The 26,846-nt window shown below is 70.4% G+C and carries 24 protein-coding genes, 1 pseudogene and 1 riboswitch; of the genes and pseudogenes, 20 read left to right on the forward strand and 5 right to left on the reverse strand.

The annotated features are described in order from the left end of the window. The first annotated feature begins 42 nt into the window (after window positions 1-42). The 3 genes from MKK50_RS19960 (at window position 43) to MKK50_RS19970 (ending at window position 2,846) form a co-directional block, all read left to right on the forward strand. Entirely contained in the window at window positions 43-1,455 is a 1,413-nt protein-coding gene (locus tag MKK50_RS19960) for an MATE family efflux transporter (protein ID WP_499024820.1), read from the forward strand. A 27-nt stretch (window positions 1,456-1,482) separates the two neighbouring features. Next, the gene (locus MKK50_RS19965) at window positions 1,483-1,860 is read left to right on the forward strand and encodes a DoxX family protein (RefSeq protein WP_499024822.1); all 378 of its coding nucleotides are present in this window, start codon (window positions 1,483-1,485) and stop codon (window positions 1,858-1,860) included. A 164-nt stretch (window positions 1,861-2,024) separates the two neighbouring features. Further along, window positions 2,025-2,846, forward strand: a complete 822-nt coding sequence (locus MKK50_RS19970; RefSeq protein WP_253373459.1) for an oxidoreductase — start codon at window positions 2,025-2,027, stop codon at window positions 2,844-2,846. Window positions 2,847-3,183: 337 nt separating this feature from the next. Here the strand turns inward: MKK50_RS19970 and MKK50_RS19975 are convergent, their stop codons facing one another. Next, window positions 3,184-4,047 (reverse strand): class I SAM-dependent methyltransferase, encoded by an 864-nt coding sequence (locus MKK50_RS19975; RefSeq protein WP_499024823.1) that lies wholly within the window; start codon window positions 4,045-4,047, stop codon window positions 3,184-3,186. A gap of 145 nt (window positions 4,048-4,192) precedes the next feature. On the opposite strand from MKK50_RS19975, the gene MKK50_RS19980 reads away from it, so the two are divergent. The 9 genes and pseudogenes from MKK50_RS19980 (at window position 4,193) to MKK50_RS20020 (ending at window position 13,774) form a co-directional block, all read left to right on the forward strand. Then, a complete protein-coding gene (locus MKK50_RS19980) occupies window positions 4,193-5,086 on the forward strand; it encodes an NAD(P)/FAD-dependent oxidoreductase (protein WP_499024825.1) in 894 nt (297 codons plus the stop codon). A gap of 284 nt (window positions 5,087-5,370) precedes the next feature. Further along, window positions 5,371-5,567, forward strand: a riboswitch (cobalamin riboswitch). 121 nt (window positions 5,568-5,688) lie between these two features. Further along, window positions 5,689-7,668, forward strand: coding sequence for a TonB-dependent receptor plug domain-containing protein (locus MKK50_RS19985; protein ID WP_499024827.1), 1,980 nt, complete (start codon window positions 5,689-5,691; stop codon window positions 7,666-7,668). A gap of 7 nt (window positions 7,669-7,675) precedes the next feature. Then, the gene (locus MKK50_RS19990) at window positions 7,676-8,521 is read left to right on the forward strand and encodes an ABC transporter substrate-binding protein (RefSeq protein ID WP_499024828.1); all 846 of its coding nucleotides are present in this window, start codon (window positions 7,676-7,678) and stop codon (window positions 8,519-8,521) included. Next, on the forward strand, window positions 8,518-9,564 hold the full coding sequence (locus MKK50_RS19995; RefSeq protein ID WP_499024831.1) for a FecCD family ABC transporter permease: 1,047 nt from the start codon (window positions 8,518-8,520) through the stop codon (window positions 9,562-9,564). The genes MKK50_RS19990 and MKK50_RS19995 overlap by 4 nt, the downstream gene beginning before the upstream one ends. Further along, window positions 9,561-10,376 carry an ABC transporter ATP-binding protein gene (locus MKK50_RS20000; RefSeq protein WP_499024833.1) on the forward strand — a complete coding sequence of 272 codons (816 nt, stop codon included), beginning with the start codon at window positions 9,561-9,563 and terminating at the stop codon, window positions 10,374-10,376. Before MKK50_RS19995 ends, MKK50_RS20000 begins: the two co-directional genes overlap by 4 nt. Further along, window positions 10,354-11,319 (forward strand): DUF6925 family protein, encoded by a 966-nt coding sequence (locus MKK50_RS20005; protein ID WP_499024834.1) that lies wholly within the window; start codon window positions 10,354-10,356, stop codon window positions 11,317-11,319. The genes MKK50_RS20000 and MKK50_RS20005 overlap by 23 nt, the downstream gene beginning before the upstream one ends. Next, on the forward strand, window positions 11,312-11,896 hold the full coding sequence (locus MKK50_RS20010) for an AAA family ATPase (RefSeq protein ID WP_253373467.1): 585 nt from the start codon (window positions 11,312-11,314) through the stop codon (window positions 11,894-11,896). Before MKK50_RS20005 ends, MKK50_RS20010 begins: the two co-directional genes overlap by 8 nt. A 142-nt stretch (window positions 11,897-12,038) precedes the next feature. Beyond that, a pseudogene (locus MKK50_RS20015) lies at window positions 12,039-12,324 on the forward strand (integrase core domain-containing protein); the annotation flags it as partial. A 49-nt stretch (window positions 12,325-12,373) separates the two neighbouring features. Next, entirely contained in the window at window positions 12,374-13,774 is a 1,401-nt protein-coding gene (locus MKK50_RS20020) for a nucleobase:cation symporter-2 family protein (RefSeq protein ID WP_499024835.1), read from the forward strand. 126 nt (window positions 13,775-13,900) lie between these two features. Here the strand turns inward: MKK50_RS20020 and hpxZ are convergent, their stop codons facing one another. From hpxZ to MKK50_RS20040, 4 genes are all read right to left on the reverse strand, one after another. Continuing rightward, window positions 13,901-14,308, reverse strand: a complete 408-nt coding sequence (hpxZ, locus tag MKK50_RS20025) for an oxalurate catabolism protein HpxZ (protein ID WP_499024837.1) — start codon at window positions 14,306-14,308, stop codon at window positions 13,901-13,903. Beyond that, window positions 14,308-15,720: an AtzE family amidohydrolase gene (locus tag MKK50_RS20030; RefSeq protein ID WP_499024838.1), complete on the reverse strand. Its 1,413-nt coding sequence runs from the start codon at window positions 15,718-15,720 to the stop codon at window positions 14,308-14,310. Before MKK50_RS20030 ends, hpxZ begins: the two co-directional genes overlap by 1 nt. Further along, the gene (locus MKK50_RS20035; RefSeq protein ID WP_499024839.1) at window positions 15,717-15,920 is read right to left on the reverse strand and encodes a DUF4089 domain-containing protein; all 204 of its coding nucleotides are present in this window, start codon (window positions 15,918-15,920) and stop codon (window positions 15,717-15,719) included. Before MKK50_RS20035 ends, MKK50_RS20030 begins: the two co-directional genes overlap by 4 nt. Before the next feature lie 93 nt (window positions 15,921-16,013). Continuing rightward, complete coding sequence (locus tag MKK50_RS20040) at window positions 16,014-16,694, reverse strand: cysteine hydrolase family protein (RefSeq protein ID WP_253373472.1); 681 nt, start codon at window positions 16,692-16,694, stop codon at window positions 16,014-16,016. Between the two features lie 506 nt (window positions 16,695-17,200). Between MKK50_RS20040 and MKK50_RS20045 the strand changes: the two genes are divergently transcribed. From MKK50_RS20045 to MKK50_RS20080, 8 genes are all read left to right on the forward strand, one after another. Next, complete coding sequence (locus tag MKK50_RS20045; RefSeq protein ID WP_499024841.1) at window positions 17,201-18,196, forward strand: hypothetical protein; 996 nt, start codon at window positions 17,201-17,203, stop codon at window positions 18,194-18,196. Window positions 18,197-18,219: 23 nt separating this feature from the next. Continuing rightward, the gene (locus tag MKK50_RS20050) at window positions 18,220-19,584 is read left to right on the forward strand and encodes an 8-oxoguanine deaminase (protein ID WP_499024842.1); all 1,365 of its coding nucleotides are present in this window, start codon (window positions 18,220-18,222) and stop codon (window positions 19,582-19,584) included. Continuing rightward, window positions 19,584-21,188 (forward strand): ABC transporter ATP-binding protein, encoded by a 1,605-nt coding sequence (locus tag MKK50_RS20055; protein WP_499024843.1) that lies wholly within the window; start codon window positions 19,584-19,586, stop codon window positions 21,186-21,188. Before MKK50_RS20050 ends, MKK50_RS20055 begins: the two co-directional genes overlap by 1 nt. Window positions 21,189-21,247: 59 nt before the next feature. After that, window positions 21,248-22,339 (forward strand): ABC transporter permease, encoded by a 1,092-nt coding sequence (locus MKK50_RS20060; protein WP_499024844.1) that lies wholly within the window; start codon window positions 21,248-21,250, stop codon window positions 22,337-22,339. After that, on the forward strand, window positions 22,336-23,262 hold the full coding sequence (locus MKK50_RS20065) for an ABC transporter permease (protein ID WP_499024845.1): 927 nt from the start codon (window positions 22,336-22,338) through the stop codon (window positions 23,260-23,262). The genes MKK50_RS20060 and MKK50_RS20065 overlap by 4 nt, the downstream gene beginning before the upstream one ends. A 195-nt stretch (window positions 23,263-23,457) precedes the next feature. Then, window positions 23,458-24,564 (forward strand): BMP family ABC transporter substrate-binding protein, encoded by a 1,107-nt coding sequence (locus tag MKK50_RS20070; protein WP_499024847.1) that lies wholly within the window; start codon window positions 23,458-23,460, stop codon window positions 24,562-24,564. 173 nt (window positions 24,565-24,737) lie between these two features. Further along, a complete protein-coding gene (locus MKK50_RS20075) occupies window positions 24,738-25,895 on the forward strand; it encodes an ABC transporter permease (RefSeq protein ID WP_499024848.1) in 1,158 nt (385 codons plus the stop codon). Between the two features lie 22 nt (window positions 25,896-25,917). Next, entirely contained in the window at window positions 25,918-26,838 is a 921-nt protein-coding gene (locus MKK50_RS20080; protein WP_499024849.1) for an ABC transporter permease, read from the forward strand. The last annotated feature ends 8 nt before the right edge of the window (window positions 26,839-26,846 follow it).

The following is a 26,846-nucleotide window of genomic DNA, read 5'->3' on the forward strand; positions in this document are numbered from 1 at the left end:
AGCGTCCGGGCTCGCAATCCATGACTTCGTGAGGGTTCCGCCATGGACACACGCACGCGCCGCCTGCTGGAAGCGCCTCTCGTGCCGACCCTGGCCCGGATGGCCGCGCCCAACATCCTGGTGATGGCGGTCCAGACCTCCGTCGGCCTGATCGAGACGTATTTCGTGTCGATGCTCGGGACCGACGCGTTGGCCGGCATGGCCATCGTCTTCCCGGTGGTGATGCTGGTCCAGATGCTCTCCGCCGGCGGGATGGGGGGCGCCATCCAGTCGGCGGTCTCCCGCACGCTGGGTGCGGACCGACGGGCGGATGCGGGAATCCTGGCTTGGCACGCGACGGCGCTCGGCCTGGGGCTCGGCATCGCGACGAGCCTCGTTGCCCTTCCCCTGGGGCCCACTCTCTACGCACTGATGGGTGGGGCCGGAGGCTCGCTCCGGGCCGCGACCACCTACGCGAGCATCGTCTTGGGCGGGGCGGTCCTGATCTGGCTGTTCAACGCGCTGTCGGCGGTGATCCGCGGCACCGGCAATATGGCGCTCCCGGCTATCGTCACCTGCGTCGGGGCCGTCGTGCTGGTGCCGCTCTCGCCCGCGCTGATCTTCGGCTGGGGACCGTTCCCCGAGCTTGGGGTCGCGGGCGGCGGCGTCGCGTTCGCGGCCTACTACGCCGTGGGCTCCGCGGTCTTCGCCGCCTACATCTGGTCGGGCCGCGGCGTGTTGCGCCCGAGCCGGCGCTTGCCGAAACTGACCTGGGCCCCGTCCCGGGAGATCCTCCGCATCGGGGTGCTTTCGGGCATCGCCAGCGTGACCTCCAACGTCACGGTCATCGCCGCCACTGTCTTCGTAGGGGCGGCCGGGCCGGCGGCCGTGGCCGGGTACGGCACCGGCGCGCGGCTGGAATATCTCTTGGTTCCCCTCGTCTTCGGTCTGGGCTCGCCCATCGCGGCCATCGTCGGTACGGCCTTGGGAGCCGGGGACCATGCCCGCGCCCGTCGGGCAGCCCTGACCGGCGCGGCCGCCGCCGGCGTCCTGACGGAATGCATCGGGATCGCGGCCGCCCTGCATCCGGTCGCCTGGCTTGGCCTGTTCGGGGACGACCCGGCGATGCTCGACACGGGCTCGCTCTATCTGCGTGTGGTCGGCCCGTTCTACGGGTTCTTCGGGTTCGGGCTGGCCCTCTACTTCGCAGCCCAGGGCGCGGGTCGCGTCGGCTGGCCGCTCGCTGCCAGCCTGCTCCGGATGGGGGTGGCGCTGGGCGGAGCCTGGACCGCCTCGGCGCTCGGGTTCGGGTTGGGTGGCACCTTCCTCGCCGTCTCGGCCGGGTTCGTCGTCATGGGCCTCGTCAACGCAGCGGCCTTCGCGACGGGCCGCATGTTCTCGCGCGATCCCACCGACCTCCCGTCCGTGACGCCCTTGCCCGCCGCGCCTGCCGCGGCTGCGGTCGCCAGGCGCTGACCGTCCCGTCTTGAGGAGACGCCATCGATGATTGTCACATCCAATGGGCGACGCCTCGGCGAGTGGGCGCTCCGACTCCTGCTCACGGTGGTCTTCATCGTCGCGGCCGGGATGAAGCTCACGGCGTCCGAGTTCGAGATCTCGAATTTCGGGCGCTTCGGCTACCCGTCCTGGTTCATGTACGCGGTCGGCATCGCCCAATTGCTCGGCGCGGGCTCGCTCTGGGTCCGGGGTTCCATCGCCTACGGGGCGCTGTTGCTGGCTGCGCTGATGGCCGGCGGTGTCTTCAGTCACCTTCGCGCCGGTGACCCGGTCGTGATGGCCGCTCCGGCGCTGGGGCTGCTGGTGCTTCTGTGCGGCCTCGCCTTCGCCCGGCGAGGTGAGCTTCTACCTCGACGGGGCTGAACCACGGGATGGGACCGTAACCGGTACGAGGCTCTACGGGCCATTCTCCAGTCCCGATGCGGCAAGCCGCCACGACACCGTCGCAGCGGCTTGCCAATTAAAATTATGTACGTAATTTATTAAGCCGTGCGGCGGGTGGCCTGTCGCGACAACGGGAGGGCATCGTGGCTCAGGGAAGCATCAAGACAGCAATTGTCACCGGCGCAGCCGGTGGCATCGGGTTATCGACCGCAACGGCCTTGCAGGCCGCGGGCTATCGTGTGTTCGGGACGAGCCGGAAGCCCGCTCCGAATGGGGGCGGCGGGACCAGGATGCTGGTGTGCGACGTCACCGACGAGGCATCCGTTGCCGACATGGTCGAGACGGTCTTCGGCGAAACCGGTCGCATCGATCTCCTGGTGAACAATGCCGGCTTCGGTATCAGCGGCCCTGCCGAGGAGACCTCAGTCGCGCAAGCCCAGGCCATGTTCGACGTGAACCTGTTCGGCGTCATCCGGACGACCCAGGCGGTTCTGCCCCTGATGCGCGCCCAGAGAGGCGGCCGCATCGTCAACGTCAGCTCGGTGCAGGGCTTCATACCGGCCCCCTACATGGCGCTGTACGGCGCCAGCAAGCACGCGGTCGAGGGCTACTCGGAGTCGCTCGACCACGAGGTTCGCGGCCAGGGCATCCGGGTCGTGCTCGTCGAGCCCGCCTTCACGCGGACTGCCTTCGACGAGAACCTGGTCCGGCCCGATAAGCCCCTGGCCATCTACGAGGCGGACCGGGCCGGGCGCGGCAAGTTCTGGAGCGAGGTCATGAAGACCGCCGATGCGCCCGAGGTCGTGGCGAAGGTCATCCTGAAGGCCGCGACCGCGGAGGCGCCGAAACGCCGTTACGCAGCGGGACCGAAGGCGCGGCAGGTCAGCCTCCTGCGCCGGTTCGTCCCGGCGGGCGCCTTCGACAAGGCCCTTCGTAAGGAAATGCAGCTTCCGCCGATGTCCTGAATACTCGCAACGTTCAGGCTCACGTTCGACAGGCGGGCACCCGTCTTCGGGCTTGAATTGCCTCTGCGGCGCCTCTTGTTCGTGGCCGAAACGACGCTCAGTGCCACTGAGGCGCTCGGAAACTCCAGATCAAGCCGATTCAGGTGCGGATGAACGTGCGTCTGTACGAGGCGTCCGGCCTAACCACCTCAACGCAGAGGATCGACGCCTGCCGAGGAACGCTGGTCCTGGCGCAGGGCAAGCGCAAACGGGGTAAACGACGGACTGACCGTGCCCACCCCGTTCCCATGGCTGACGCCGAGCGATCGAGAGAGGCGTCTTCCCTGGTGCCCCCCGGTCAGCCTGCTGGATTGCGCGCCGTGACGATCCACGCGGCGCCGTCCATCATCACTGACCGCTCGCCGGCGCGGCCCGCGAAGGCGGCACGAACCGCGGCCAAGGCGCGGGCGCGGATGCCGTCGGGCTGATCAGCGAGTGCGCGTGCCGGCGGGCCGACCGCGAACGTCATCTCCACCGCGTCGTCGATTGCCGCGTCCCGCGTCTCGCCCTCGCCGAACGGGACGGAAGCATCGAAGGGCGCGATATCGATATCGGTGAAGCCGGCCGCCGACAGGATGCGCTCCACCCGCCCGCGGTCGCCGAACGCGAAAGGGCTAGGTGCCTCGGGATCGGGCCGCGCAGTCGGCGGGACGATGTCGTTGATCGCGCTCATCGGGAGGCGCACCCAATCGTTCTCGGCCGCGCCGCGCCAACAGACGAAGGCGACCCGGCCGCCCGGCCGGAGCGCGCGGCGCAGATGCGCGAACGTCCCTGTCGGATCGTCGAAGAACATCACTCCGAACCGCGAGAACAGGATGTCGAATGCGCCCTCGGGCAGCGCGACGCTGCCGGCGTCGGCCACTTGGAACATGGCCGGCATATCGCTTGGCGCGAGGGCGCGGGCTCTGCCGATCAGCGGTTCGGATATGTCCACGCCCAGCACGTGCCCCCCCGCGCCGACACGGGCGGCCAGAGCCAAACTCGATGCGCCAGCGCCGCAGCCGACGTCGAGCACGCGCTCGCCCGCTGCGGGCGCGGCGGCTTCGAGAGCGGCCTCGCCGAACGGAGCCAGCATGGCTTCGAGCCGGGCTTGGTAAGCGACCCAGCGCCCCCCGTCCTGCCCCTTCCAATCGGCGGCCTGAACGGCATCTCGTTCCGCCATGTCAAACCCTTCTCGAGAAATAAATTGCGTTCAAAATTTATATTCTTATAAAGTCGGCGAACGCAAGCCAAGGGGAAGGCCGCCGAAGCGGTCGCGCGCCAGACTCGGCCCAACCCCCGCCATTCGCGACGCGGAGCTCATCACCATGGATGATGTGATCATCATCGGCGGCAGCTTTGCCGGCCTCGCCGGCGCCCTGCAGCTCGGCCGTGCCCGCCGCAAGGTCACCGTTCTCGACACCGGCCTGCCGCGTAACCGCTTCGCTGGCCATTCGCACGGCCTGCTCGGCCACGACCACAAGCCACCATCGGACATCCTGGCCGAGGCGCGCCGGCAGTTGGCGCGCTACCCCACGATCAGGCTGGTCAGCGCGCGGGCCGACAGCGTCTCCGGCGCCATCGACGATTTTTCCGTCCTGACCGGCGATGGCGAAAGCCTCGGGGCGCGCCGCCTGATCCTGAGCTATGGCGTCGCCGATCAGATGCCCGCTGTCCCGGGCTTTGCCGAAGGCTGGGGCAAGTCCATCGTGCCATGCCCCTATTGCGACGGCTTCGAAGTCGCGGGCCGGCACTGGGGCCTTGTCTGGTCCGGGCCCCAGTCGAACAACTTTGCCAAGCTGTATCGCGATTGGACCGACACGTTGACGCTCTTCGCCGACGGTCACGACATCAAGCCCGACATCCGCGCCAATCTGGCGAGCCGCAACGTACCTGTCGTGGATGGCCGGATCGTCGAGGTCGTGAATCACGGGGGCGATGCTGCCGGCGTCATTGTCGACACCGGCCTCCATGTCCCGGTCGACATCCTGTTCGCGCATCCTCGCAACAAGCCCTCGGCAAGCCTGCATGAAACACTGGGCCTCGCCACGGTCGACACGCCCGGCGGCATCGCCCTCAAGGTCGACGAGCGCCGCGAAACCAACGTGCCCGGCATCTACGCCGCCGGTGACCTCGCCACCCCCGGAATGCCCTCGGTCACCCAGGCATCATCGCAAGGTGCGATGGCGGGCATCTTCGCGCAGCAGTCGATGGTGGTTTGAGAGCGGCGGTGGATGCCGCTTAAACCCCGCTGCCCACCCGAAGCCTGTTGCCAAACTCCAGGAGTCTCGCACCGCTTCCTGCGGCCGGGTGGTGCGCGCCGCCATCCACCGCGACAGCAGCTTTCGATGCGTGCGGCCGCTCTTCTTGTGTAAGCAGACCTTCGTGAGATCGAATGCAGAGGTCCGCCAATGGCGCGAAGCCGTCGTTCAGCGGGTGGACGCTGTTCGGCACGAAGACGGAGGAAGTCCGGGCTTCGATTTCATTGACTCGACGCGCGGCCCTGAAATAACACTCGCTTGACGGTTCCCCTCGGGGATCAAAAGGGAACGCGGTGAGGGCGAAAGCTCGATGCCGCGGCTGCCCCCGCAACTGTAAGCGGCGAGCCTTCCGCCACCATGTCACTGGGCAGCCTCGCCCGGGAAGACGGTGAGAGGGCCGCGACCCGCGAGCCAGGAGACCTGCCGTCAGTCGTGGTCACACGCGAAACGCGTCGGGCGGGGTGTCCTGGCGGGTGTCGAAGCGGCGTGATCCCATCGGGACGCGAGCGCCGAGGCCTCGTTCGCGGTGACGTGCCACTGCCGTTGCCCGAGGCCCTGTCGCCGTGCCCCATCTCTGCCGATCCGCGCTTCGCGGAGCGCTGGCTTTGTCCTGCGCCCTTCCCATCCTCGCCTGCGCTCCCGCCGCGGCCCAGCAAACCGCCGCCCCCTTCGCTGCCGCCCCGGCCGGCGTCGAGACCACCCTCGACGAAATCTCGGTCGCGGCGACCGGCGTGCCGACACCGACCGCCCAGGTGGGATCGAGCGTGAGCGTGCTGACCGAGCGGACGCTCGAACAGCAGCAGCGCCGCACCGTGCCGGACGCACTTCAGCAGGTGCCGGGCCTCAACGTCGTTCAGACGGGTGGTCCCGGCGGCCAGACCTCCGTCTTCATCCGGGGCGCCAACTCCAACCACACCAAGGTGCTGATCGATGGCATCGACGCGACCGACCCGTCGAACGGCAACGGGTCGTTCGACTTCGGCCAACTCCTGACGGACGACCTCGCGCGCATCGAGGTGCTGCGCGGCCCCCAGAGCGGCCTCTACGGCTCGGACGCCATCGGCGGCGTGGTTTCCTTCACGACCAAGCGCGGCGAGGGGCCGGCGCGGGCGTCGCTGCGCCTGGAGGGCGGCTCGTTCGGGACCTTCAACCAGTCGGGTCGGATCAGCGGTGCCGAGAACGGCTTCGACTACTCGGTCTCGGTCGCCCATTTTCGGGCGGCCGCAACCCCCGTCACGCCGCCCGACCTCGTGCCGTTCGGGCGCCCGATCCATCCGAACTTCTACGACAACGAGACCGTCTCGGCGAAGTTCGGCTACCAGTTCACCGACACGTTCCGCATCAACTCGGTCACGCGCTTCATCAACTCGCGGCTGCTGCTGACGGGCGACGACTTCAGCACCTTCCCGGCGGCACCCGCGGCCTTCCGCAGCGAGGCGGCGGTCCAGCAAATCTTCACCCGCAACGAGGCCGAGTGGACGCCGTTCGCCGGCTTCCACAACATCCTCGCCATCAACTACTCGAACCTGTTCAACCGGCAGCAGGGGCCTCTCGATCCGCTGGCGACACCCGACGGGACCACGGGCTTGGGCGAACGGACACGCTTTGAGTATCGCGGCGACTATCTGCTCTCACCCGGCAACATCGTGTTGTTCGGCGCCCAGCGGGACGAGGAGAGCCTGTTCACGACCTCGCCGGGCTCCGTTCCCGACTCCTTGCGGGCGAGGAACGGCAACACCGCGGGTTACGGCGAGGTGCAGCTCACGCCGTTCGACCGCGCCTTCCTCGTCGCCAATCTCCGCCATGACGAGAACGACCAGTTCGGCCCGGCCACCACATTCCGGGTCGCGCCGAGTTACATCTTGCCGTTCACGGACACGCGCCTGAAGGGCAGCGTCGGGACGGGCTTCAAGGCGCCGACACTGAGCCAACTCTACCAGAGCTTCCCGGCGTTCAACTTCTTCGCCAACCCGAACCTCAAGCCCGAGGAGAGCCTCGGCTACGATGCGGGCTTCGAGCAGCCGCTCGGCGACCGGGTTCTGGTCGGAGCCACCTATTACCGCAACGACTTCACCAACCTCATCAACACCAACGCGAGCTTCACCTCGAACGAGAACGTCGGCAAGGCCGTATCCTACGGCGCGGAGGCGTTCGCCTCGGTCCGGTTCTCGGAGACGCTGTCGGGCCGCGTCGATTACACCAACACGGTCACCAAGAACGAGATCACCAACCAGGAGCTTCTGCGCCGACCGCGACACAAGGGCAGCGCCACAGCGTTCTGGAACCCTTCGCCGGGCCTGAGCTTCAGCGGCACGGTGATCGTGCTCGGTTCCTTCGTCGACGGCAACCGGGACTTCTCCGTCCCACGCCTGAAGAACCCTGGCTTCACCCTCGTCAACCTCGCGGTCAACTACGATGTCAGCGAGACGGTCAGCGTGTTCGGGCGCATCGATAACCTGTTCGACCGTCGCTACGAGAATCCGACGGGGTTCCTCGGGCCGGGGCTCGCCGTCTACGGCGGCGTGCGCCTGACCAGCTTCTGAGGTGACGATGCCGTCACGAGCCGTGACCTTTCTGTCGGCGGTCCTGGCCGCCGTGCCCGCGGCCCAGGCCGCCGGCATGGCCGAGGCGCCGGTGCGCGTGGTCTCGATGAACCTGTGCGCGGACGAACTCGTCCTGCGGCTCGCCGACCGCGACCAGGTGCTGGCCGTCACCTATCTCGCCGGCGACCCACGCGGATCGACGGTCTCAGCCGAGGCCGCCGGAGTTCCGGTGACGCGCGGCCTCACCGAGGAGGTCGTCGCGCTCCGGCCAGACCTCGTCATCGCGGGCGCCTTCACGACGCGCGCGACCGTCGGCATGCTCAAGCGCGTCGGCGCGCCCGTGCTCGAACTCGGTGTGCCGACCGACCTCGACGGCGTGCGTTCCCAGATCCGGCAGGTCGCGCGAGCGCTCGGGCACCCCGAGCGGGGGGAGGCCTTGGTCGCAGACCTCGATGCCAGGCTCGCATCGGTTACCCCGTCGACACGGCCGTTGCGGGCCCTCGTCATGCGCCCGAACGCCTTCACGGTCGCGCCCGGCGGCCTTGGCGACGCGCTCATCCGCGCCGCCGGCCTCGTGAACATGGCTGCCGAGATGGGCCGCGACCGGTTCGGGCAGGTGCCGCTCGAAGCCGCCGCGCTCGCGAACGCCGACCTGATCGTGACCGACGAGGGAACGCCGGGCATGCCTTCGCTCGCCGACACGCTTCTGCACCATCCCGTCTTCCGGGCTCTCGCGCGCAGGGGTCGGACCGTCTCCATCCCGAACCGCTTCTGGACCTGTCCGGGCCCTCAGGTCGCCGAGGTCGTGGCGCAGCTGGCGGCCGCCGCGAACGCGCGGGCGCCTCAGCCATGAACGCGCCCGTTCGGACCATCGCCGATCCCGTCTCGCGACGCCCGGACACGCTGCGCGTCCGCGGTGCCGTCGTCGCCGTCCTCGGCGTCGCGGTCCTCACCCTGACGCTCGCCTCGGTCGCGATCGGCTATGCACCCTTCGATGTGCCGGCCGCGTTCGCGGACCTCGTTGCCGGTAAGACCACACTGCCCGCGATGGTGCTGTGGGAGTTGCGTGTCCCGCGAGCGCTTCTCGGTGGCCTCGTCGGGTTCAGCCTCGGCCTGACCGGCGCGGCGATGCAGGGCTACCTGCGCAACCCGCTGGCCGACCCCGGCATCCTCGGGATCTCCTCGGCTGCCGCCTTGGGGGCCGTGCTGGTCTTCTACAGCGGGCTTGCCGCCTCGCTGAGCCTGGCCCTGCCGCTCGGCGGCATTGCCGGCGCGGCAGTGGCGGCGCTGCTCCTCAACGTGCTCGCCGCCCGCGGCAGTTCCACGCTCGGGCTGATCCTGGCCGGCGTCGGCTTGTCGAGCCTGGCAGGCGCCCTGACCGCGCTGGCGCTCAACCTGTCGCCGAACCCCTACGCGGCCCTGGAGATCGTGTTCTGGCTGATGGGCTCGCTTGCCGACCGCAGCCTCGACCACGTCCTCCTCTGCCTGCCGCTGATGGTGGTGGGCTGGGGCCTGATGCTCTCGACCGGTTCCGCGCTCGACGCTCTCACGCTCGGGGAGGACACCGCGGCGAGCCTCGGGATCGGCCTCGTCTCAGTCCGCCTGCGCCTCGTCACCGGCGCGGCGCTCGCCGTCGGCAGCGGGGTGGCGGTCTCCGGTGCCATCGGCTTCGTCGGCCTCGTCGTGCCGCACCTGATGCGTCCGCTCGTCGGGGCCCGGCCCGGTGCCAACCTGTTGCCGAGCGGCCTCGCCGGCGCTGTCCTCGTGCTCGCCGCCGACATCGGCGTGCGCCTGCTCGCCACCCGGCCCGAGCTGAAGCTCGGCGTGGTGACCGCGCTCGTCGGGGCGCCATTCCTGATCGTCCTTCTGCTGCGCAACCGCGGGAGGCCGGCATGAGCCTCGGTCTCCAAGACGTCCGGGTCACGCTGGATGGCCGGACGATCCTGTCGGACATCGACCTTGTGCTGGAGCGCGGCCGCTTCGTCGGGCTCGTCGGGCCGAACGGCGCCGGCAAGACCACGCTCCTGCGCGTCCTGGCGGCGCTGGTCGCGCCGACCCGAGGCCGCGTCACCCTCGAAGGCCGAGCGCTGGCCGGCCTGAACCGCGACGAACGGGCCCGCCGCATCGCCGCCCTGTTCCAGGGTGCCGGCATCGGCTGGCCGATGCGCGTGCGCGAGATCGTGGCGCTCGGCCGCCTGCCGCACCGCCGTGCCTTCGCGGGGTTCTCGGACGCCGACGCGGTCGCCGTTGCGCGGGCGATGGAGCGTACCGACATTGGGCACCTCGCCGACCGGACCGAGCCGACCCTGTCATCGGGCGAGCGCATGCGCGCGCTGCTCGCCCGGGCGCTCGCGGTCGAGGCCGATTGGTTGCTGGCCGACGAACCGGTCACGGCCCTCGACCCCGCCCACCAGCTCGACGCCATGGCCCTGCTGCGCGCTGCGTCGCGCGACGGCGCCGGGGTCGTCGCCGTCTTACACGACCTCGCCCTCGCGGCCCGGTTCTGCGACTGGATCGTCGTGCTGTCCGGCGGCCGGCTCGTCGCGGACGGGCGGCCGGAGGAGGCGTTGACCGATTCCTTGCTTGCCCGCGTGTTCGGCGTCACGGCGGAGCGGGGCGAGGCCGCGGACGGAACCCGATACATCCTGCCCTGGGCGCGTTCCGGGGCGACAAAGGAGAAGAGCGATGGCGCCATCATCCCAGGCTGATGCGGTCACGGACCTGCTGCGCGAAGCCTTGGCGGACCCCGGCACCGCCTGGAGCCTCGGCAGCTTCGGCGCCATCGCCGAGTTCATGCGCGATCCGGACGAGGCGGTCTCGGCCCTGCCGGACGACCGTCTCGGCATGGCGACCGAACGCGGCGCCATCGCCTTGAGCGCCTGTCCCGACCTGCGCCCCGTCGCCTACGAGACCTCGGTCGCGTCCGGCTGGAACCACGCCGTCGCTCTATGTCTGCCGGAGGCGACCTGCGCCATGACCCGGCGCGGCGTGGTGACGGAGCTCGGTCCCGACCGGGAGGCCGCCCGCGAAACGGACCGGGATGCCATCCTGTTCGACCTGGGCCTGGATTTGCTCGCGGTCGACGCCTGCGTGCGCACGAGCGACCCGGAGGCCATCTCCTGCCTTCGGTCGGGAGCCGGGCGGCCCCTGTTCGACCCCGCCAACCCCATCGGTCGGCATCTCGTCGCCATGAGCCCGCATCGCGTATTCCTTACTCGGGTCGGGCGCATCGAGGTCTACGCCCCGATCCCGGGACCGGGAGGCACGAGCCCGGAGGGTCCGCACACCCACGTCCTGCCCAAGCTCCTGCGCAGCGGGCGCACCCATGCGGCGACGACGCCGATCCCGGCGGGCTGGGTGCCCTGCGCTGCCCTCCACCCAGCCCACCCTTACAAGGACATGATGGGCCAGCGGATCGCCTTCGACGCCAGCCGGCATGCGGCCTTCCAGGAGTTGCTCGACCGCTGGGGCGATCCGGACCTGCTCGCGGTCAAGCGCGGCGGGGAGCATCATCCGGACAGCCAAGTGTCGAGCCGTCACGCCCAAGCGGCCCGTCGCGTGGCCGAGATCCAGGCCCGCTTCCTCCGCGGCGAGGTCATCGAGGCCGATCCCGAGGCCGATGAGGACGAGGCCGCTGCCGACCATGCCTGACCCTGGCCGTCAGCGGGTGGTCGGACTGATCGGCTGTCCCGGAGCGGGCAAGACGACCTACGCGCGTCGGTTCGACCCGCTGGATGGCTGGGTGCACCTGACGCTGGACGACCTTCGGCAGGCGCTCTGGCCACCGGACCGGCAGGTCTACTGGGCGGTGCGCGGCGGCGGCCGGGACCGGCAGGCCCAGCGGCTCCTCCATGCGGTGAAGGTCGCCGCTCTCGACACCGCCCTCGCTCAGGGCTTCAGCGTGGTGATGGCGGACACCCACCTGACCCGCTCCGTGTTCGAGGACGAGCTTGATGTCGTCGAACGACACGGCCTTGCCGTCGAGTGGAAGGTGTTCGACGTGCCCTGGGAGGTGCTTCTCGCTCGGAACGCGGCGCGCGGCGCTGTCGACCCGTCGCACCTGCAGCCCGAGGCTGTGCTGCGGTTCGCCTACGACGCCTTCAACGCGCCTGATGCGTGGTGGCGGACTCTTCCCCCTGCCCAGGTCGAGTACATCGAGCTTTCACTGGCGGAAGCCGAAGCCCGGCACGGTCTGGCACCTGGGACCCGGACGTCTCCCGCGAGCTGACCGGTTGCGTTCCCTTGCTTTCACCTGTGGAACCGGTTTCCACTTCGCCGGAATGCGCTCTAGCAACTCCGTCAAGGACGCGGCCCGGCACTTGGTCGTCGAGGCCTCGGCTGGAGCACCCCTTCTTTCCTGACGAAACAGACTGAAGGCGGCACCGCGCATCAATGGTTGCGGCGTGATCGAGGCGCTGGCTGACGCGATGTGCCTGGGCGGCATCCCAGAGCACAATCCGCTGCGACGATGATCCTGAGACGATCGCGAAGGCGCTGCGCAAGTCGGTCGCTTAGACTCGGCCACAGATCCACGACACCGCGCCGGGCTTGCCGCGGGAGAGCGGGTCTTGCGAGAGCTTCAACCTCCCACGGCACAACGAGTGTCTACGAAAGGAGGTCTTCCGCCCGTCGAAGGAGGCACCGGCCGTGATCGCTTTTGGCATGACACCTGCAAGCGTGACCGGACATTCGGAGCCGGTCTCCCATGGTGTCAATGGCGTCTTCCCCGCCGGCTTCCGCGGCCGGGACCGAGCATCGCGTGCCCCTTGAGCCCGAGGAACGGGTTCCCCGCGCGGCCCTCGGTCTGCTCGGTCTGCAGCACGTGCTCGTGATGTATGCGGGCGCCGTGGCGATCCCGCTCATCATCGGCCGCGCGCTCAAGCTGCCGCCCGAGCAGGTGGCCATGCTGGTCAGCGCCGACCTGTTCGCCTGCGGGATCGTCACGCTGATCCAGAGCTGGGGCCTGCCCGGCATCGGCATCCGCATGCCGGTGATGATGGGCGTGACGTTCGCGGCCGTCGGCCCGATGCTCTCCATGGGGGCGAATCCGGCGATCGGCCTCACCGGCATCTACGGCGCCGTCATCGCCTCCGGCCTGTTCGGCCTCGTCGTCGCCCCGCTGATCGGGCGTCTCCTGCCGCTGTTCCCGCCGGTCGTGACCGGCACCATCATCCTCGTCATCGGCATCTCGCTAATGCGGGTCGGGGTGAACTGGGCCGCCGGCGGCGTTGGCAACCCGAATTACGGCGCCCCCGTCTATCTCGGCATCGCCGCCTTCGTGCTCTGCGCGATCCTCGCCATCACCCGCTACGCCACGGGTTTCGTAGCCTCGGCCTCGGTGCTGATCGGGATTGCGCTCGGCATGGTCCTGGCCGGTTTTGCCGGTCTGGTGGAACTCGACCGCGTCGCCGCGGCACCCTGGTTCGACCTCGTGCGCCCCTTCGCCTTCGGCTGGCCGAGCTTCGACCCGGTCTCGATCGTCACCCTGTGCCTCGTGATGATCGTCGTGATGATCGAATCGACCGGCATGTTCCTGGCGCTGTCGCAGATCACCGCCGATCCGGTCGATGAGCGGCGGCTGACGCGAGGCCTGCGCGCGGACGGACTCGGCACCGTCATCGGCGGCATCTTCAACACCTTCCCCTACACCTCCTTCTCGCAGAACATCGGGCTCGTCGGCGTCACCGGCGTCCGCTCGCGCTGGGTGACGGTGGCCGCAGGCTTCATCATGCTCGGCCTCGGTCTGGTGCCGAAGCTCGCGGCTCTGGTCGAGGCCGTGCCGCAATGCGTTCTCGGCGGGGCCGGCCTCGTGATGTTCGGCATGGTCGGCGCGACCGGCACGCGCATCCTCGGCGGCGTCGATTTCGCGCGCAACCGCAACAATCTGTTCGTCGTCGCGGTCTCGGTCGGTTTCGGCATGATCCCGCTCGTCGCGCCGAACTTCTTCAAGCAGATGCCGCATGCGCTGCATCCGTTGCTGGAATCGGGCATCCTGCTCGCCGCGATCGCGGCGGTGGGGCTGAACCTGTTCTTCAACGGATTCGGCGACAGGGCGGCATCCCGTGAGGCGGCGATCCGTCAGGCCGAGATCGCGCAGGCCCACTGACGTCACCGCGGGCCGGCGGCGAGCCGTCAGACCCCTGACCGCCGTGCGGGGGCCGAGCCGCCTGTCGCCGGCATGGATCGGAGGGCCTGAAACGGCCGCCCGGCCTGCACCGCGCGCGGTGACGCGTCAGGCACCGCTCGCGCCCCCACCGGGAGCGTCGTCGATGACGCTGACATGGGCCGCCACCACCTTCCAACCGTCGGGAAAGCGCAGCCAGGTCTGGCTCTGGCGTCCGACTCGGCCGGGGGCGCCCTCGCGCCGGAACAGCGTCATCGCCACGGCGCAGTCGCGGCCGAAGGTGGTGATGACGGTGCCTGAGAGGTCGCGGGCGAGGCCCTGCGCGGGCCGCACCCGGCGGAAGGCGCGGATCGCGTCCATGCCGTAGAGATTCTCCGCCGCGCCGTAGCGGATCGTGCGGGGATCGTCGTGGAACAGGCGTTCGAGCGTCGCGACGTCGTTGTTGACGAGCGCCGCCTCGTAGGTCGCGAAGACCTGCTCGACCTCGGCCTTCACCGCGGGATCGTCGATGAACATCACGTCTCCTCCAAGGTCGCGACCGGCGCCCGGACCGCGCTCTCGCGTTCGAGGTGATGCGCCACCCGCAGGCAGAGCGCCTCGTTCCAGGGCGCGGCGATGACCTGCACGCCGAGCGGCAGGCCGCCGTCGAGCCAGACCGGCACCGCGGCCACGGGCAGGCCGATGAAGGAGATCGGCTGCGTGAACACGCCGATATTGGGCCGCACCGGCAACGCGACGCCGTCCAACACAAAGGTCGTCTGGCCGGAGCGCGGCGCCCGGACCGGCGTGCTCGGCGCGAGGATCACGTCGACCCCGCGGAAGAGTTCCAGCACGGCGTCGCGATACCAGCGGCGGAAAATCTGCGCCCGTTCCACGAAGGGGGCGGGCAGCATCGCCCCGGCGATGAGTCGGTCGCGCACCGCCGGATCGAAGTCGCCGGCGCGGGCACGCAGCCGGTCGAGATGCAGCGCGGCGCCCTCGGCCGCGGTGATGAGGTACGCCGCCGCCCGCGCCCGGGCCGCCTCCGGGATCGCGACGCTGCGGGTCACGCCCAGGGCACGGGCGACATGCGCGACGGCGGCGAAGGCCTCCGGGTCGCCCCCTTGCGCGAAGTAGTCGCCGGCCACCGCGATGCGCAGATCCGCGACGCCCCGGTCGAGGTCCGGAACCGCTGGCTCGACCGGGCGAGGCGCCACGGCGGGGTCCTCGGGATCGGGCCCCTGCATGGCGTCGTAGGCCAGGGCGAGATCGCGGCTCGAGCGTGCCATCGGACCGAGATGGTCGAGGCTGCCGACGAAGGGGAAGCTCCCGGCCCGGCTCAACCGGCCATAGGTGGGCTTGAGCCCGAAGCAGCCGCAGAAGGCGGCGGGCACGCGGATCGAGCCGTTGGTGTCCGAAGCCAACGCGACCGGCACCAGCCCCGCCGCCACCGCCGCACCCGACCCGCCGGACGAGCCGCCGGACATGTGGTCGAGGGCGTGCGGGTTGCGGGTGTTGCCGTCGTGAATGTTCTCTCCGGTGAAATCGTAGGCGTACTCACCCATGCCGAGGGTCCCGACCAGGACGGCGCCCGCCGCCTCCAGCCGCCGGACCAGGGCGGCGTCGCGGGTGGCCGGCGCCCGCTCGCGGTTGATCCGCGAGCCCGCCCGCGTCGGAAGCCCGGCGACGTCGAACAGGTTCTTGACCGCGAACGGCACTCCGGCGAGGGGGCCGAGAGCGTCCCCGCGGGCCCGCGCGGCGTCGAGGTCCGCGGCGCGGGCGATGGCGCGGGCGGCCAGGCGGTCGGTGAAGCTGTTCACCGCCGGATCGATGCGGGCGATGCGGTCGAACGCGGCGGCGACCACGTCGCGGGCGCCCACCCTCCCCGTCGAAACGGCCCCGGCGATGTCGGAGGCCGAGGCGAGGCTCCAATCCGTCGTCGCGCTCACGCCGTGTAGACCGGGGCCGCCTCGGCGGTGTCGGGCAGCGGGAACCCGCCGACGAGGGCTGCCGCCGCATGGAGCACCCGAAGGTTAGCGGCGATCGCCCCGGTCCAGGCCGGATCGAGGGCGAGGCCCAGCAGGGCTGCCGCCGCCGCGGCATAGGCGTCGAGATCGGGCATCGGCGTGGGCGCAGCGTGATCGGTCATCGGTTCCCCCCTGAGGATCGGGCGCTTGGCAGCCGCTGCAATGGCCGCGCCACGGCCGGCCCGCCCGCGGCCGTTCCGCCGTTCAGGCGCGCCTCACGCCCGACCGAGGGCGGCGATCACCGCAGCGGAGTGCGAGACCCAGCCGAAGATGCCGCCCTGGGCCTTGATCATGGCAAGGCCCGCCTCGTGGAAGGCCGGGATGTACGAGCCGCAGGCATCACCGACGACGACGCAGCGATAGCCGCGGTCGTTGGCCTCGCGCACGGTGGTGTGCACGCAGACCTCCGTCGTCACACCGCAGACGATCAGGGTCTCGATGGCGCGCGCCTCCAGCAGGGCCGCGAGGCCGGTCGCGTAGAAGGCGCCCTTGCCCGGCTTGTCGATCACCGGCTCGCCGTGGAGGGGGGCGAGTTCGGGAACGATGTCGTGGCCCGGCTCGCCACGGATCAGGATGCGGCCCATGGGGCCCGGCTCGCCGATGCGCGCCGTCGGCGCGCCGCGCTCCAGCTTGGCCGGCGGGGCGTCCGAGAGATCGGGCGCGTGTCCCTCGCGGGTGTGGACGACGAGGAGGCCGGCCGCGCGCGCGGCGGCCAGCAGGGCGCGGGCGGCCGGCACCGCGGCGGCGAGGAGCGAGACGTCGTTGCCCAGGCTCTCGCCGAAGCCGCCGGGTTCGAGGAAGTCGCGCTGCATGTCGATGACGACGAGGGCCGTCCGGGCCGGATCGAACGGCAGGGGCGCAGGCTCGGCGTCGAGAAGGGGCTGCGGGGCGGGCATGGGCTACCTCGAAGCGATCGCACGGGGCCGGAGCCCGGAGAGCGTCCGGGCCGCCGGGATGATGGCGGGCGGCTTCCGAAAAATCGTGCTCGATCATCGTCTTCGATGCACGAAGTGTCGTCAGGCTGGCGCCGGCCTGGGCATCCGGCGGTGGTACGCAGCCGGCGTCGGTCGCGCGGCGCGAGCCGCCATGCCCGCAAACTTCTCCCGCACCGGGTTCTTGCCGGCATCACGTCCATTCCGTGCGCAGGATGACCGGGCGGCAAGCCGACGGGATACGGTTTCCACTCCTCACCTCGCGGCGACGAAGGCGCGCCCTCCCACGTCTGCCGATCTCAAAAGGAGCGTTGCTCCGGCCATACACGGGCGATCCGGCCGGCGGCCGCGCGAAAGTGTTGCGTATTTGTGACTTATGCCGCCGCGCAGGCACCCGGAGGACGCAGTCTGTTGAGCGTTGGCACCCCCGTTGCTGCCGTCCGACCAACGGAAGGACGAGGAGAACAAGAATGTCGGTTCGGGGGTTCGCGGCCGTTGCGCTGTCGCTCTTCACGGTCGGTACGGCGGTCGCGGCGGATCTCGGGGAGAAGCGGGCCCCCGAGGCGGTGGCCGCGAAGGAAGTGCCGTTCTTCCTCTTCGCGGACACGCAGGTCAGCTACCGCTGGCAATTTCCGACCGTCACGCCCGGAATCCAGATCCAGCGCCCCGACGGCAGCTTCCGCTCGCGCGAGGCGCCCAAGCACATCCTCAACATCTCGCACGCCGATGCCTGGGCCTACGGCACGAACTTCTTCTCCCTCGACATCCTCAAGTCCGGGTCGCAGTTCCCCGCCGGCACGACCAACACCCCCGGTGGCGTTCCGACCTTCGCCGATTACGGCAACACCGAAGCCTACGGCCTCTACCGCGGTACGCTCAGCCTGAACGCCCTGACCGGCACCAAGGCCTTCGCCTTCCCGGGCATCGTCAAGGAAGTCTCGCTCTCCTTCGGCTTCGACGCCAATTCGCAGAACGACGCCTTCGGCTCGAAGAAGCGCGACGTCGTCGGCGGCCTGAACTTCGCCTTCGACGTGCCGGCCGGCTTCCTGAACCTGTCGGTCCACGCCTACAAGGAATGGAACCGCAACGGCTTCAACATCCAGCCCGACCGCGACCAGAGCTTCAACACGGTCCCCGAATTCGAGATCGTCTATAACCTGCCGCTGACCTTCACCGGCCTGCCGCTGACGCTGGCCGGCTTCAACAACATCGTCCTGCCCAAGGGCCGCGGCATCAGCAACAACCCCGCCGCCTTCGCCTTCAACCCGCCGCGCGGGCTGGAATTCCTGTCGCGCACCAACCTCGTGCTCGATCTCGGCAAGCTCGTTTACGATCAGCCCAACAAGGTCGATGTCTTCATCGGCTTCCAGTACTGGCTGAACAAGTTCGGCAACCAGGAGACGGCGACCTTCAAGGGCACTGAGGAGAAGAGCTTCCTCGCCGGCGTCGCCTTCCACATCTTCTGATCTCCGACAGGAAGCGAAGCCGGATGATGGAATCGAGCTCTCGCCCCCGCCGTCTCTGGCTGCGCGATCCGCTGGCGATCCTCGCGGACGGGGCCGGCGGCGGGCTCGTGGTGGAGGGCACCCGCATCGCCGAATTCGTGGCCGCGGGCGCCCGGCCCGCGAACCCGGTCGACGAGATCGTCGACGCCTCGCGCCACGTCGTCATCCCCGGCCTCGTCAACACGCACCACCACTTCTTCCAGACGCTGACACGTGCCCATCCGGTCGCGATCAACAAGCCACTGTTTCCCTGGCTGAAGGCGCTCTCGACGGTCTGGCCGAGGCTGACCCCGGACGCCTTCCGGCTGGCGACGCGGCTCGCCTACACGGAACTGCTGCTCTCGGGCTGCACCACGGCAGGCGACCACCACTACCTGTTCCCGAAGGGCTTGGAGAGCGCCGTCGACATCCAGGTCGAAGAGGCGCGCTCCCTCGGCATCCGCGCCTTCGTCACCCGTGGCTCCATGAGCCTGTCGGAGAAGGACGGCGGCCTGCCGCCCGAGTCGCTGGTGCAGGACGACGACACGATCCTGGCCGACAGCGAGCGGGTGCTGCGCCTGTTCCACGATCCCGCGCCCGGCGCGATGGTGCAGATCGGGCTCGCGCCGTGCTCGCCGTTCAACGTCACCAAGCGCCTGATGCGCGAGAGCGCGGCGCTCGCCGAGCGCCACGATTGCCGCCTGCACACCCATCTCGGCGAGACGCTCGACGAGAACGCCTTCTGCCTGGAGGCGTTCGGACAGCGCCCGGTGGACTATCTCGAAGAGGTCGGCTGGATGACCTCGCGGGCCTGGCTCGCCCACGGCATCCATTTCAACGACGACGAGGTGAGGCGCCTCGGCGCGGCCGGCGTCGGCGTGTGCCACTGCCCGACCTCGAACATGGTGCTGGCCTCGGGCCAGTGCCGGACCTGCGAGCTGGAGGCGGCAGGCTCGCCCGTGGGCCTCGGCGTCGACGGCTCGGCCTCGAACGACAATTCCAACCTGATCGAGGGCGTGCGCCACGCCCTGATGATCAATAGGCTCACCTACGGCGCGGAGGCCGTGACCCATCTCGACGCCCTGCGCTGGGCGACGGAAGGCTCCGCCGCCTGCCTCGGGCGCAGCGATATCGGCCGGATCGAGCCGGGCCGGGAGGCGGATCTGGCCTTGTTCACCCTCGACGAACTGCGCTTCTCCGGTGCCCACGACCCGCTCGCGGCGCTGGTCCTTTGCGGCGCCCACCGGGCCGACCGGGTCATGGTCGCGGGCGCATGGCGGGTGATCGACGGGCAGCCGCTCGGCCTCGAGACCGGGCGCCTGCGCGAGGACCACACCCGGCTGGCCCGCAGCCTGTTCGGGACGGTTTGATGGCGACCGCATCCGCTGCGCCGGCCTCGCGGGGAGGCCCGACCCCGCTCTTCGGGGCCTACGGCATCGTCAAGCGCTTCGGCGCCTTCACCGCCAATGACGGCATCGATCTGGAGATCCGCGCCGGCGAGATCCACGCCCTGCTCGGCGAGAACGGCGCCGGCAAATCGACCCTGATGAAGATCCTCTACGGCCTCCTGGAGCCGAGCGAGGGCGTCGTCACGCATCAGGGCGACATCGTGCGGCTGGCGAACCCCGAGGCCGCGCGGGCGCTCGGCATCGGCATGGTGTTCCAGCACTTCTCGCTGTGCGAGAACCTGACGGTCGCCGAGAACATCGCCCTCGTCATGCCCGCCGGGCTGACGGGCCGGGCGCTGGCGGAGCGGATCGCCCGGCTCGGGGCGGATTACGGCCTGCATCTCGATCCCGCGCGGCCGGTCTGGTCGCTCTCGGCGGGCGAGCGCCAGCGCATCGAGATCGTGCGCTGCCTGCTCCAGAACCCGAAGCTCGTGATCCTCGACGAGCCGACCTCGGTGCTGACGCCGGGCGAGGCGGAGGTGCTGTTCTCGGTGCTGGAACGCCTGCGCGACGAGGGCCGCGCCCTGCTCTACATCTCCCACCGGCTCGACGAGGTGCGCCGCCTCTGCACCCGGGCCACGATCCTGCGGGGTGGCCGGGTCGTCGGCACCTGCAATCCGCAGGCGGAGACCGCCCGCTCGCTTGCCGCGATGATGGTCGGCGCGGGGGTGAGCGAGGTGCGGCCGAAGGCGGCCCGCGCGGGCCGCCCCGAGCGCCTGGTGCTGGAGCGCCTGTCGCTGCCCGCGCCCGGCCTGCACGGGACGCCGCTGCGGGAGATCGCGCTCTGCGTCGCGGGCGGCGAGATCCTCGGCATCGCCGGGATCGCCGGCAACGGGCAGGCGGAGTTGTTCGACGCCCTGTCCGGCGAGAGCCGGGCCCCGGCGGCCGGGGCCGTGCGCCTCGACGGCCGGGCGGCGGGTCATCTCGGCATCAATGCCCGGCGCCGGCTCGGGGCCGCCTTCGTGCCCGAGGAGCGCAACGGCCACGCCGCCGTCCCGTCCATGACCCTGTCGGAGAACGCGCTGCTCTCCCGCCACGCCACGGCGTCGCTCACTTGGCTGGGCCTGCTGCGGCTCGTCGCGGCGCGGGCGCTCGCCCGGCGGGTGATCGACGCCTTCGACGTCCGCGGGGCCGGACCGGACCCGGCGGCCGGCACGCTCTCGGGCGGCAACCTGCAGAAATTCGTGGTCGGGCGCGAGATCCTGGCCGAGCCGGGCATCCTCGTCATCAACCAGCCGACCTGGGGCGTCGATGCCGCCGCCGCCGCCCATATCCGGCAGGCCGTGCTCGATCTCGCCGGCCGGGGGAGCGCGGTGATCGTGATCAGCCAGGATCTCGACGAGTTGTTCGAGATCGCCGATTCCATCGCCGTGCTGCATGCCGGCGCGCTCTCGCGGCCCGTCCCGGCCGCTGCGACCAGCCGCGCGGCCCTGGGGCTGCTGATGGGCGGGGCCGGCGAGCCGGAGCCGCAGACCGGCGAGCCTCCGGCGGCGGCCGCGGCCCGAGCCGTCGCGCCCGTGTCCTGAACCCACCCTGATCCGCCCCGCAAGCGTGAGAAGCCAGCCAGGAATGAACGGGATGCGCGATGCGCCTTGATCTCCTCCCCCGCGCGCGCCGGTCGCCCTGGCTCGACCTGCTCGCGCCCGCGCTCGCCTTCCTCGCCGCGGTCCTGATCGGCGGGGTCGCGGTCGCGGCCCTCGGCGTGGCGCCGGAACAGGCCTTCCTCACCTACTTCGTCGCGCCCCTGAGCGAGGTCTGGTCGCTGCAGGAGGTCGCGCTGAAGGCCGCGCCGCTCGCCCTGATCGCGACCGGTCTCGCCTTCTGCTACCGCGCCAACCTGTGGAACATCGGGGCGGAGGGCCAGTACGTGGCCGGCGGCCTCGCGGGGGGCTGGGTCGCGGTTGCCGCGCACGGTTTCCAGGGGCCTACCGTCTGGATCCTGCCCGCGATGCTGATCGCCGGCACGTGTGCCGGCATCGCCTACGCGATGATCCCGGCGCTGCTGCGGGTCAGGCTCGGCGTCTCGGAGATCCTGACCAGCCTGATGCTCGTCTACGTCGCGCAGTTGCTGCTCGACTACATGGTGCGCGGGCCCTTGCGCGATCCGCAGGGCTACAACTTCCCGCAGAGCGTCAGCTTTGCCGACGCCGCCCGGTTGCCCCTGCTGATGGAGGGCGAGTCGCTCCACGCGGGCGTGCTCATCGGGCTTCTGGGAATCGTGCTGGCGGCCCTCGTCCTGGCGCGGACCCTGTTCGGCTTCGAGGTGCGCGCCGTCGGCGCGAGCCCGCGGGCAGCCCGCTTTGCCGGCTTCTCGGACGCGCGGCTGACGCTCTCGGTCTTCGCGATCTCCGGCGGCGCGGCGGGGCTCGCCGGCATCTGCGAGGTGGCCGGACGGATCGGCCAGCTTCAGCCGGAGATCTCACCGGGCTACGGCTTCACCGCCATCATCGTCGCCTTCCTGGGGCGCCTCAGCCCGCCGGGCATCCTGCTCGCAGCGCTCGTCATCGCCCTGACGACGATCGGCGGGGAGGGGGCTCAGATCGACCTGAAACTGCCGCTCGACCTGACCCGCGCCTTCCAAGGGCTGCTGCTCTGCCTCGTGCTCGGGGCTGACGTGCTTACGCGCTACCACGTTCGGATCGTGCCGGGCGGCGCGAGCACACGGGTGACACCATGAGCCTCGACATCGTCCAGATGGTGCTCGTCACGGTGCTGACGGCAGCGACCCCGTTGATCCTGGCCGCCATCGGTGAACTCGTCGTGGAGCGCGCCGGCGTGCTCAATCTCGGCGTCGAGGGCATGATGGTGCTGGGCGCGGCCGCCGGCTTCGCCGTCGCGACCGAGACCGGATCGACCGGGCTCGGTGCCCTCGGCGGGGCCGGGGCGGGCCTGCTGCTTGCCGCGCTCTTCGGCATTCTCACCGTGGGGCTGGCGGCCAATCAAGTCGCCTCGGGACTGGCGCTGACGATCCTCGGGCTGGGGCTCTCCGGCCTCGTCGGCGCCGGCTATGTCGGGATGAAGCGCGATCCGGCGCCCCATCTCCATCTGCCCGGCCTCACCGACCTCCCCGGGATCGGCCGGCTGCTGTTCGGACACGACGCCTTCGTCTACGCAGCCCTCCTCCTCGTCGCGGGGGTGTGGTGGTTCCTCTGGCGCACCCGCGCCGGGTTGACCCTGCGCGCCATCGGCGACGATCACACCGCGACCCACGCCCTCGGGCTCAAGGTGCGCAAGGTCCGCTTCCTCGCGGTGCTGTTCGGCGGTGCCTGCGCGGGGCTGGCGGGCGCCTACCTGTCGCTGGCCTACACGCCGTTCTGGGCGCCGGCGATGACGGCCGGACGGGGCTGGATCGCCCTGGCGCTCGTGGTTTTCGCCTCCTGGCAGCCGCTGCGGGTGGCCGCGGGGGCGCTGCTCTTCGGCGGGGCGACCGTGCTCCAGCTTCACGCCCAGGCCGCGGGTCTCGGCCTGCCGGGCCAGTTGCTCTCGGCGGCCCCCTATCTCGCCACCATCCTGGCCCTCGTCCTGCTGTCGCTCGGCCGGCGTCGGGGCGGCTCGCTGGCACCGGCGGCGCTCGGCCGCGTCTTCGCCCCGAGTCGATGAGGCGTCTTCGGAGGAGGGCTGGCGCGAAAGCAAGCATCCGCAGATATGTTTTTAGGCGTGCCATCCAATTCGACAGGGTTTTCCCTGCCGGTTGACCAGCGTTCCGATGCTGAAATTTTGCTCTTTTCTCTACGCGGAACAGGATCGATGCTTGCCAAGCTTGTGCAGACGGCCTGGAAAGACGGATCGCGCCTCGTGTCAGCCCATCCTTTCTCCCGCAGACATCTGCTCGGCGGCGCGGCCGCCCTCTCGCTCGGCGCGCTGCCCTTCGGCCGCGCCCGGGCCGCCGGCCCGCTCACCATCGGCTTCATCTATGTCGGGCCGAAGGACGATTACGGCTACAACCAAGCCCACGCCCAAGGGGCGGCCGCCCTCAAGGCGCTCCCCAGTGTCCAAGTGGTCGAGGAGGAGAACGTCCGCGAGACCACCGACGTCCAGAAGACCATGGAGAGCATGATCAACTTGGACGGCGCGAGCCTCGTCTTCCCGACCTCGTTCGGCTACTTCGATCCGCACGTCCTGATCGAGGCCAAGAAGAACCCGAAGGTGCAGTTCCGCCATTGCGGCGGCCTCTGGACCGAGGCGAACCCGAAGAACGCCGGCTCGTATTTCGGCTACATCGCGCAAGGGCAGTACCTGAACGGCATCGTCGCCGCCCACGCCTCGAAATCGAAGCGGCTCGGCTTCGTCGCGGCCAAGCCGGTCCCCCAGGTGCTCAACAACGTCAACGGCTTCCTGCTCGGCGCGCGCAGCGTCGACCCGTCCATCAACCTGCAGGTGATCTTCACCGGCGAGTGGTCGCTTGCGGTCAAGGAGGCGGAGGCGACCAACGCGCTCATCGACGCCGGGGCCGACGTGATCACCTGCCACGTCGATGGTCCCAAGGTCGTGGTCGAGACCGCCGCGCGGCGCGGGGCCTTCGTCTGCGGCTACCACGCCGACCAGTCGGCGCTGGCCAAGGACAAGTACCTCACCGGGGCCGAGTGGAACTGGGCCTCGATCTACAAGGGGTTCGTCGCCGACATGCAGGCGGGCAAGGCGCCCCCGAACTTCGTGCGCGGCGGCTTGCCGGACGGGTTCGTGAAGATGAGCCCCTACGGGCCCGCCGTGTCCGAGGCGGCGCGCCGCAACGCCGACGCGGTCAAGGCGGAGATGATGAAGGGGGGCTTTGCCATCATCAAGGGGCCGCTCAAGGACAACAAGGGCAACGAGATCGCCGGCCCCGGCAAGGCGTTCGCCGAGAACGCGATCGAGCTGGAGAAGACCAACTACCTCGTCGAGGGCGTGAAAGGCTCGGCCTGATGCGGCCCCTGCCATCCCGCCGGATGCCGGCGGATCCTGGGCTCCACCCGAGAACGGCTGCCGCGCACCAGCCGCCCTGCCGTCGCACGGCGCGGGCGGGCCTGCGCTTCGGGGCGGGGCGGTGAGGGACGGCTTGGCACGGTTTCTGCCGCTCGGCGGGCGAGGACTGAGCGATGGCCGCTGACACCACTGCCCCCGCACGGCCGCTCGTGGAGAGCGCCGTGATCGGCCCGGACCATCCGCCGGCCTCGCTCCAGGCCCGGGCTTGGCTCGCGCGCCGGGCCGAGGCCCTGGCGATCCCGGCCGGTGCGGTCATTGCCGGCTTCCTGCTGTTCTCCCTCTTCCTGCTCGCCCTCGGAAAGAGCCCGCTCGCCTTCCTCGACCTCGTCTGGCGCGGCGGCTTCGGCTCGCCCTTCGCCCTCCAGAACAGCCTGCAGCGCGCCGCGCCCCTGCTGCTCGCCGCGCTCTGCGTGGCTCTGCCCGCCCGGCTCGGCCTCATGGTGATCGGCGGCGAGGGCGCGATCGTGCTGGGAGGCGTGGCCGCGGCGGCCGCAGCGCAGCCGCTCCAGGGCTTCTCCCCGATGCTCGCGGTGCCGCTGATGGCGCTTGCCGCAGCAGGGGCCGGAGCGGCCTGGATCGGCGCCGTCGGCGCGCTGCGCGCCTATCGCGGCGTCAACGAGACCATCGCCAGCCTGCTGATGTCCTACATCGCCATCGCGCTCTCGAACCACCTGATCGAGGGTCTGCTGCGCGATCCGGGCAGCCTCAACAAGCCCTCCACTTGGCCGATCGGCGAGGCGTTCGCGGTCGGCCCCCTACCGGGCCTGGAGGTTCACTGGGGCCTCGGCATCGGCATTCTCGCCTGCCTGGCCGCCTACGGGCTCACCGAGCGCACAACGATCGGCTTCGCTGCGCGCATCGCGGGCGGCAATGTGCGGGCCGCGCAGATCCAGGGATTGCCGGTCGGGCGGCTCGTCGTCGGCTTCACCGCGCTCGGCGGCGCCTGCGCGGCGCTGGCCGGCTTCTTCGAGGTCGCGGCGGTGCACGGCAACGCCAACGCCTCGCTCAATGCGGGCTTCGGCTATACCGGCATCCTCGTCGCCTTCCTCGCCCGCCACAATCCCCTGGCGATCCTGCCGGTGGCCTTCCTGCTCGGCGGCATCGAAGCCTCCAACGGGCTGATCCAGCGCCGGATGCAGCTGCCCGACGCCACGGTCCTCGTGCTCGAAGGACTGCTCTTCCTCGTCGTGCTCGTCAGCGAGACGCTCTACGGGCGCTTCAAGCCCTTCAGCCCGCATCTCTGGGTGGGAAAGCGCGGGGTGGCCCCGTGAGAGCCGGTATCGAGGACGGGCGATGAGCGACGATCTCGGCCTGGGGACCGTACTGCTCGCCGTGATCGGCGGCGCGATCCGCGTCTCGACGCCGTTCCTGTTCGTGAGCCTCGGCGAGACCATCACCGAGCGCTCGGGGCGGATCAATCTCGGGCTGGAGGGCACCCTCGTGTTCGGGGCGATGTCGGCCTACGCCACCGCCGTGCAGACGGGCAGTCCCTGGGCCGGCGTGGCGGTCGCGGGGCTCGCGGGCGGCGCCTTCGGCGGGCTGCACGGCTTCATCTGCCGCTTCCCCCGGGTCAACGACGTGGCGATCGGCATCGCACTGATGCTGTTCGGGTCGGGCCTCGCCTTCTTTCTCGGCAAGCCCTTCATCCAACCCTCGGCCCCGCCGCTGCCGGCGATCCCCCTCGGCTTCTGGTCCGACCTGCCGCAGGTCCAGGCGGCGCTGCGCGTCAACGTGCTGTTCCTGGCCGGCGCGGCGCTGGCGCTGTTCCAGTGGTGGGCGCTCCGCAACACCAAGGCGGGTCTGATCGTGCGCGTGGTCGGCGACAGCGCGGAGGCGGCGCGCGCCATGGGCTACGACGTCGATCGCGTGCGGCTCCTGGCGACCGCCGCGGGCGGCGTACTCGCCGGGATCGGCGGCGCCTATCTCTCGCTCTACTATCCCGGCTCGTGGAACGAGGGCATCTCGTCCGGACAGGGTCTGATGGCGGTGGCGCTCGTCATCTTCGCCCGCTGGAACCCGCTCGCCTGCTTCGGGGCGGCCCTGCTGTTCGGGGGCGCCGGGGCACTCGGACCCGCCCTGCAATCCGTCGGCATCTCTCAGGGCTACTACCTGTTCTACGCCGCGCCCTACGTCCTCACCCTGGCGCTCCTGATCGCCACCTCCTCGCCGGACCGGGCGCTGACCGGCGCGCCGGGCGAATTGTCCCTCAAGTAAGGTCGCTT

Origin of the sequence: Methylobacterium sp. J-043 (genome assembly GCF_022829505.1) — a bacterium.
In the GTDB taxonomy this organism is placed as follows: Bacteria; Pseudomonadota; Alphaproteobacteria; order Rhizobiales; family Beijerinckiaceae; genus Methylobacterium; species Methylobacterium extorquens_A.

Bases quoted from the DNA above. Each gene is read 5' to 3' on its own strand.
- MKK50_RS20050 (WP_499024842.1), top strand. From the start codon at position 18,220: ATGATGGAATCGAGCTCTCGCCCCCGCCGTCTCTGGCTGCGCGATCCG.
- MKK50_RS19965 (WP_499024822.1), top strand. From the start codon at position 1,483: ATGATTGTCACATCCAATGGGCGACGCCTCGGCGAGTGGGCGCTCCGA.
- hpxZ (WP_499024837.1), bottom strand. From the start codon at position 14,308: ATGTTCATCGACGATCCCGCGGTGAAGGCCGAGGTCGAGCAGGTCTTC.
- MKK50_RS19960 (WP_499024820.1), top strand. From the start codon at position 43: ATGGACACACGCACGCGCCGCCTGCTGGAAGCGCCTCTCGTGCCGACC.
- MKK50_RS19995 (WP_499024831.1), top strand. From the start codon at position 8,518: ATGAACGCGCCCGTTCGGACCATCGCCGATCCCGTCTCGCGACGCCCG.
- MKK50_RS20010 (WP_253373467.1), top strand. From the start codon at position 11,312: ATGCCTGACCCTGGCCGTCAGCGGGTGGTCGGACTGATCGGCTGTCCC.
- MKK50_RS20020 (WP_499024835.1), top strand. From the start codon at position 12,374: ATGGTGTCAATGGCGTCTTCCCCGCCGGCTTCCGCGGCCGGGACCGAG.
- MKK50_RS20075 (WP_499024848.1), top strand. From the start codon at position 24,738: ATGGCCGCTGACACCACTGCCCCCGCACGGCCGCTCGTGGAGAGCGCC.
- MKK50_RS20080 (WP_499024849.1), top strand. From the start codon at position 25,918: ATGAGCGACGATCTCGGCCTGGGGACCGTACTGCTCGCCGTGATCGGC.
- MKK50_RS20000 (WP_499024833.1), top strand. From the start codon at position 9,561: ATGAGCCTCGGTCTCCAAGACGTCCGGGTCACGCTGGATGGCCGGACG.
- MKK50_RS20040 (WP_253373472.1), bottom strand. From the start codon at position 16,694: ATGCCCGCCCCGCAGCCCCTTCTCGACGCCGAGCCTGCGCCCCTGCCG.
- MKK50_RS20055 (WP_499024843.1), top strand. From the start codon at position 19,584: ATGGCGACCGCATCCGCTGCGCCGGCCTCGCGGGGAGGCCCGACCCCG.
- MKK50_RS20065 (WP_499024845.1), top strand. From the start codon at position 22,336: ATGAGCCTCGACATCGTCCAGATGGTGCTCGTCACGGTGCTGACGGCA.
- MKK50_RS20035 (WP_499024839.1), bottom strand. From the start codon at position 15,920: ATGACCGATCACGCTGCGCCCACGCCGATGCCCGATCTCGACGCCTAT.
- MKK50_RS19975 (WP_499024823.1), bottom strand. From the start codon at position 4,047: ATGGCGGAACGAGATGCCGTTCAGGCCGCCGATTGGAAGGGGCAGGAC.
- MKK50_RS20005 (WP_499024834.1), top strand. From the start codon at position 10,354: ATGGCGCCATCATCCCAGGCTGATGCGGTCACGGACCTGCTGCGCGAA.
- MKK50_RS19990 (WP_499024828.1), top strand. From the start codon at position 7,676: ATGCCGTCACGAGCCGTGACCTTTCTGTCGGCGGTCCTGGCCGCCGTG.
- MKK50_RS20060 (WP_499024844.1), top strand. From the start codon at position 21,248: ATGCGCCTTGATCTCCTCCCCCGCGCGCGCCGGTCGCCCTGGCTCGAC.
- MKK50_RS20045 (WP_499024841.1), top strand. From the start codon at position 17,201: ATGTCGGTTCGGGGGTTCGCGGCCGTTGCGCTGTCGCTCTTCACGGTC.
- MKK50_RS19980 (WP_499024825.1), top strand. From the start codon at position 4,193: ATGGATGATGTGATCATCATCGGCGGCAGCTTTGCCGGCCTCGCCGGC.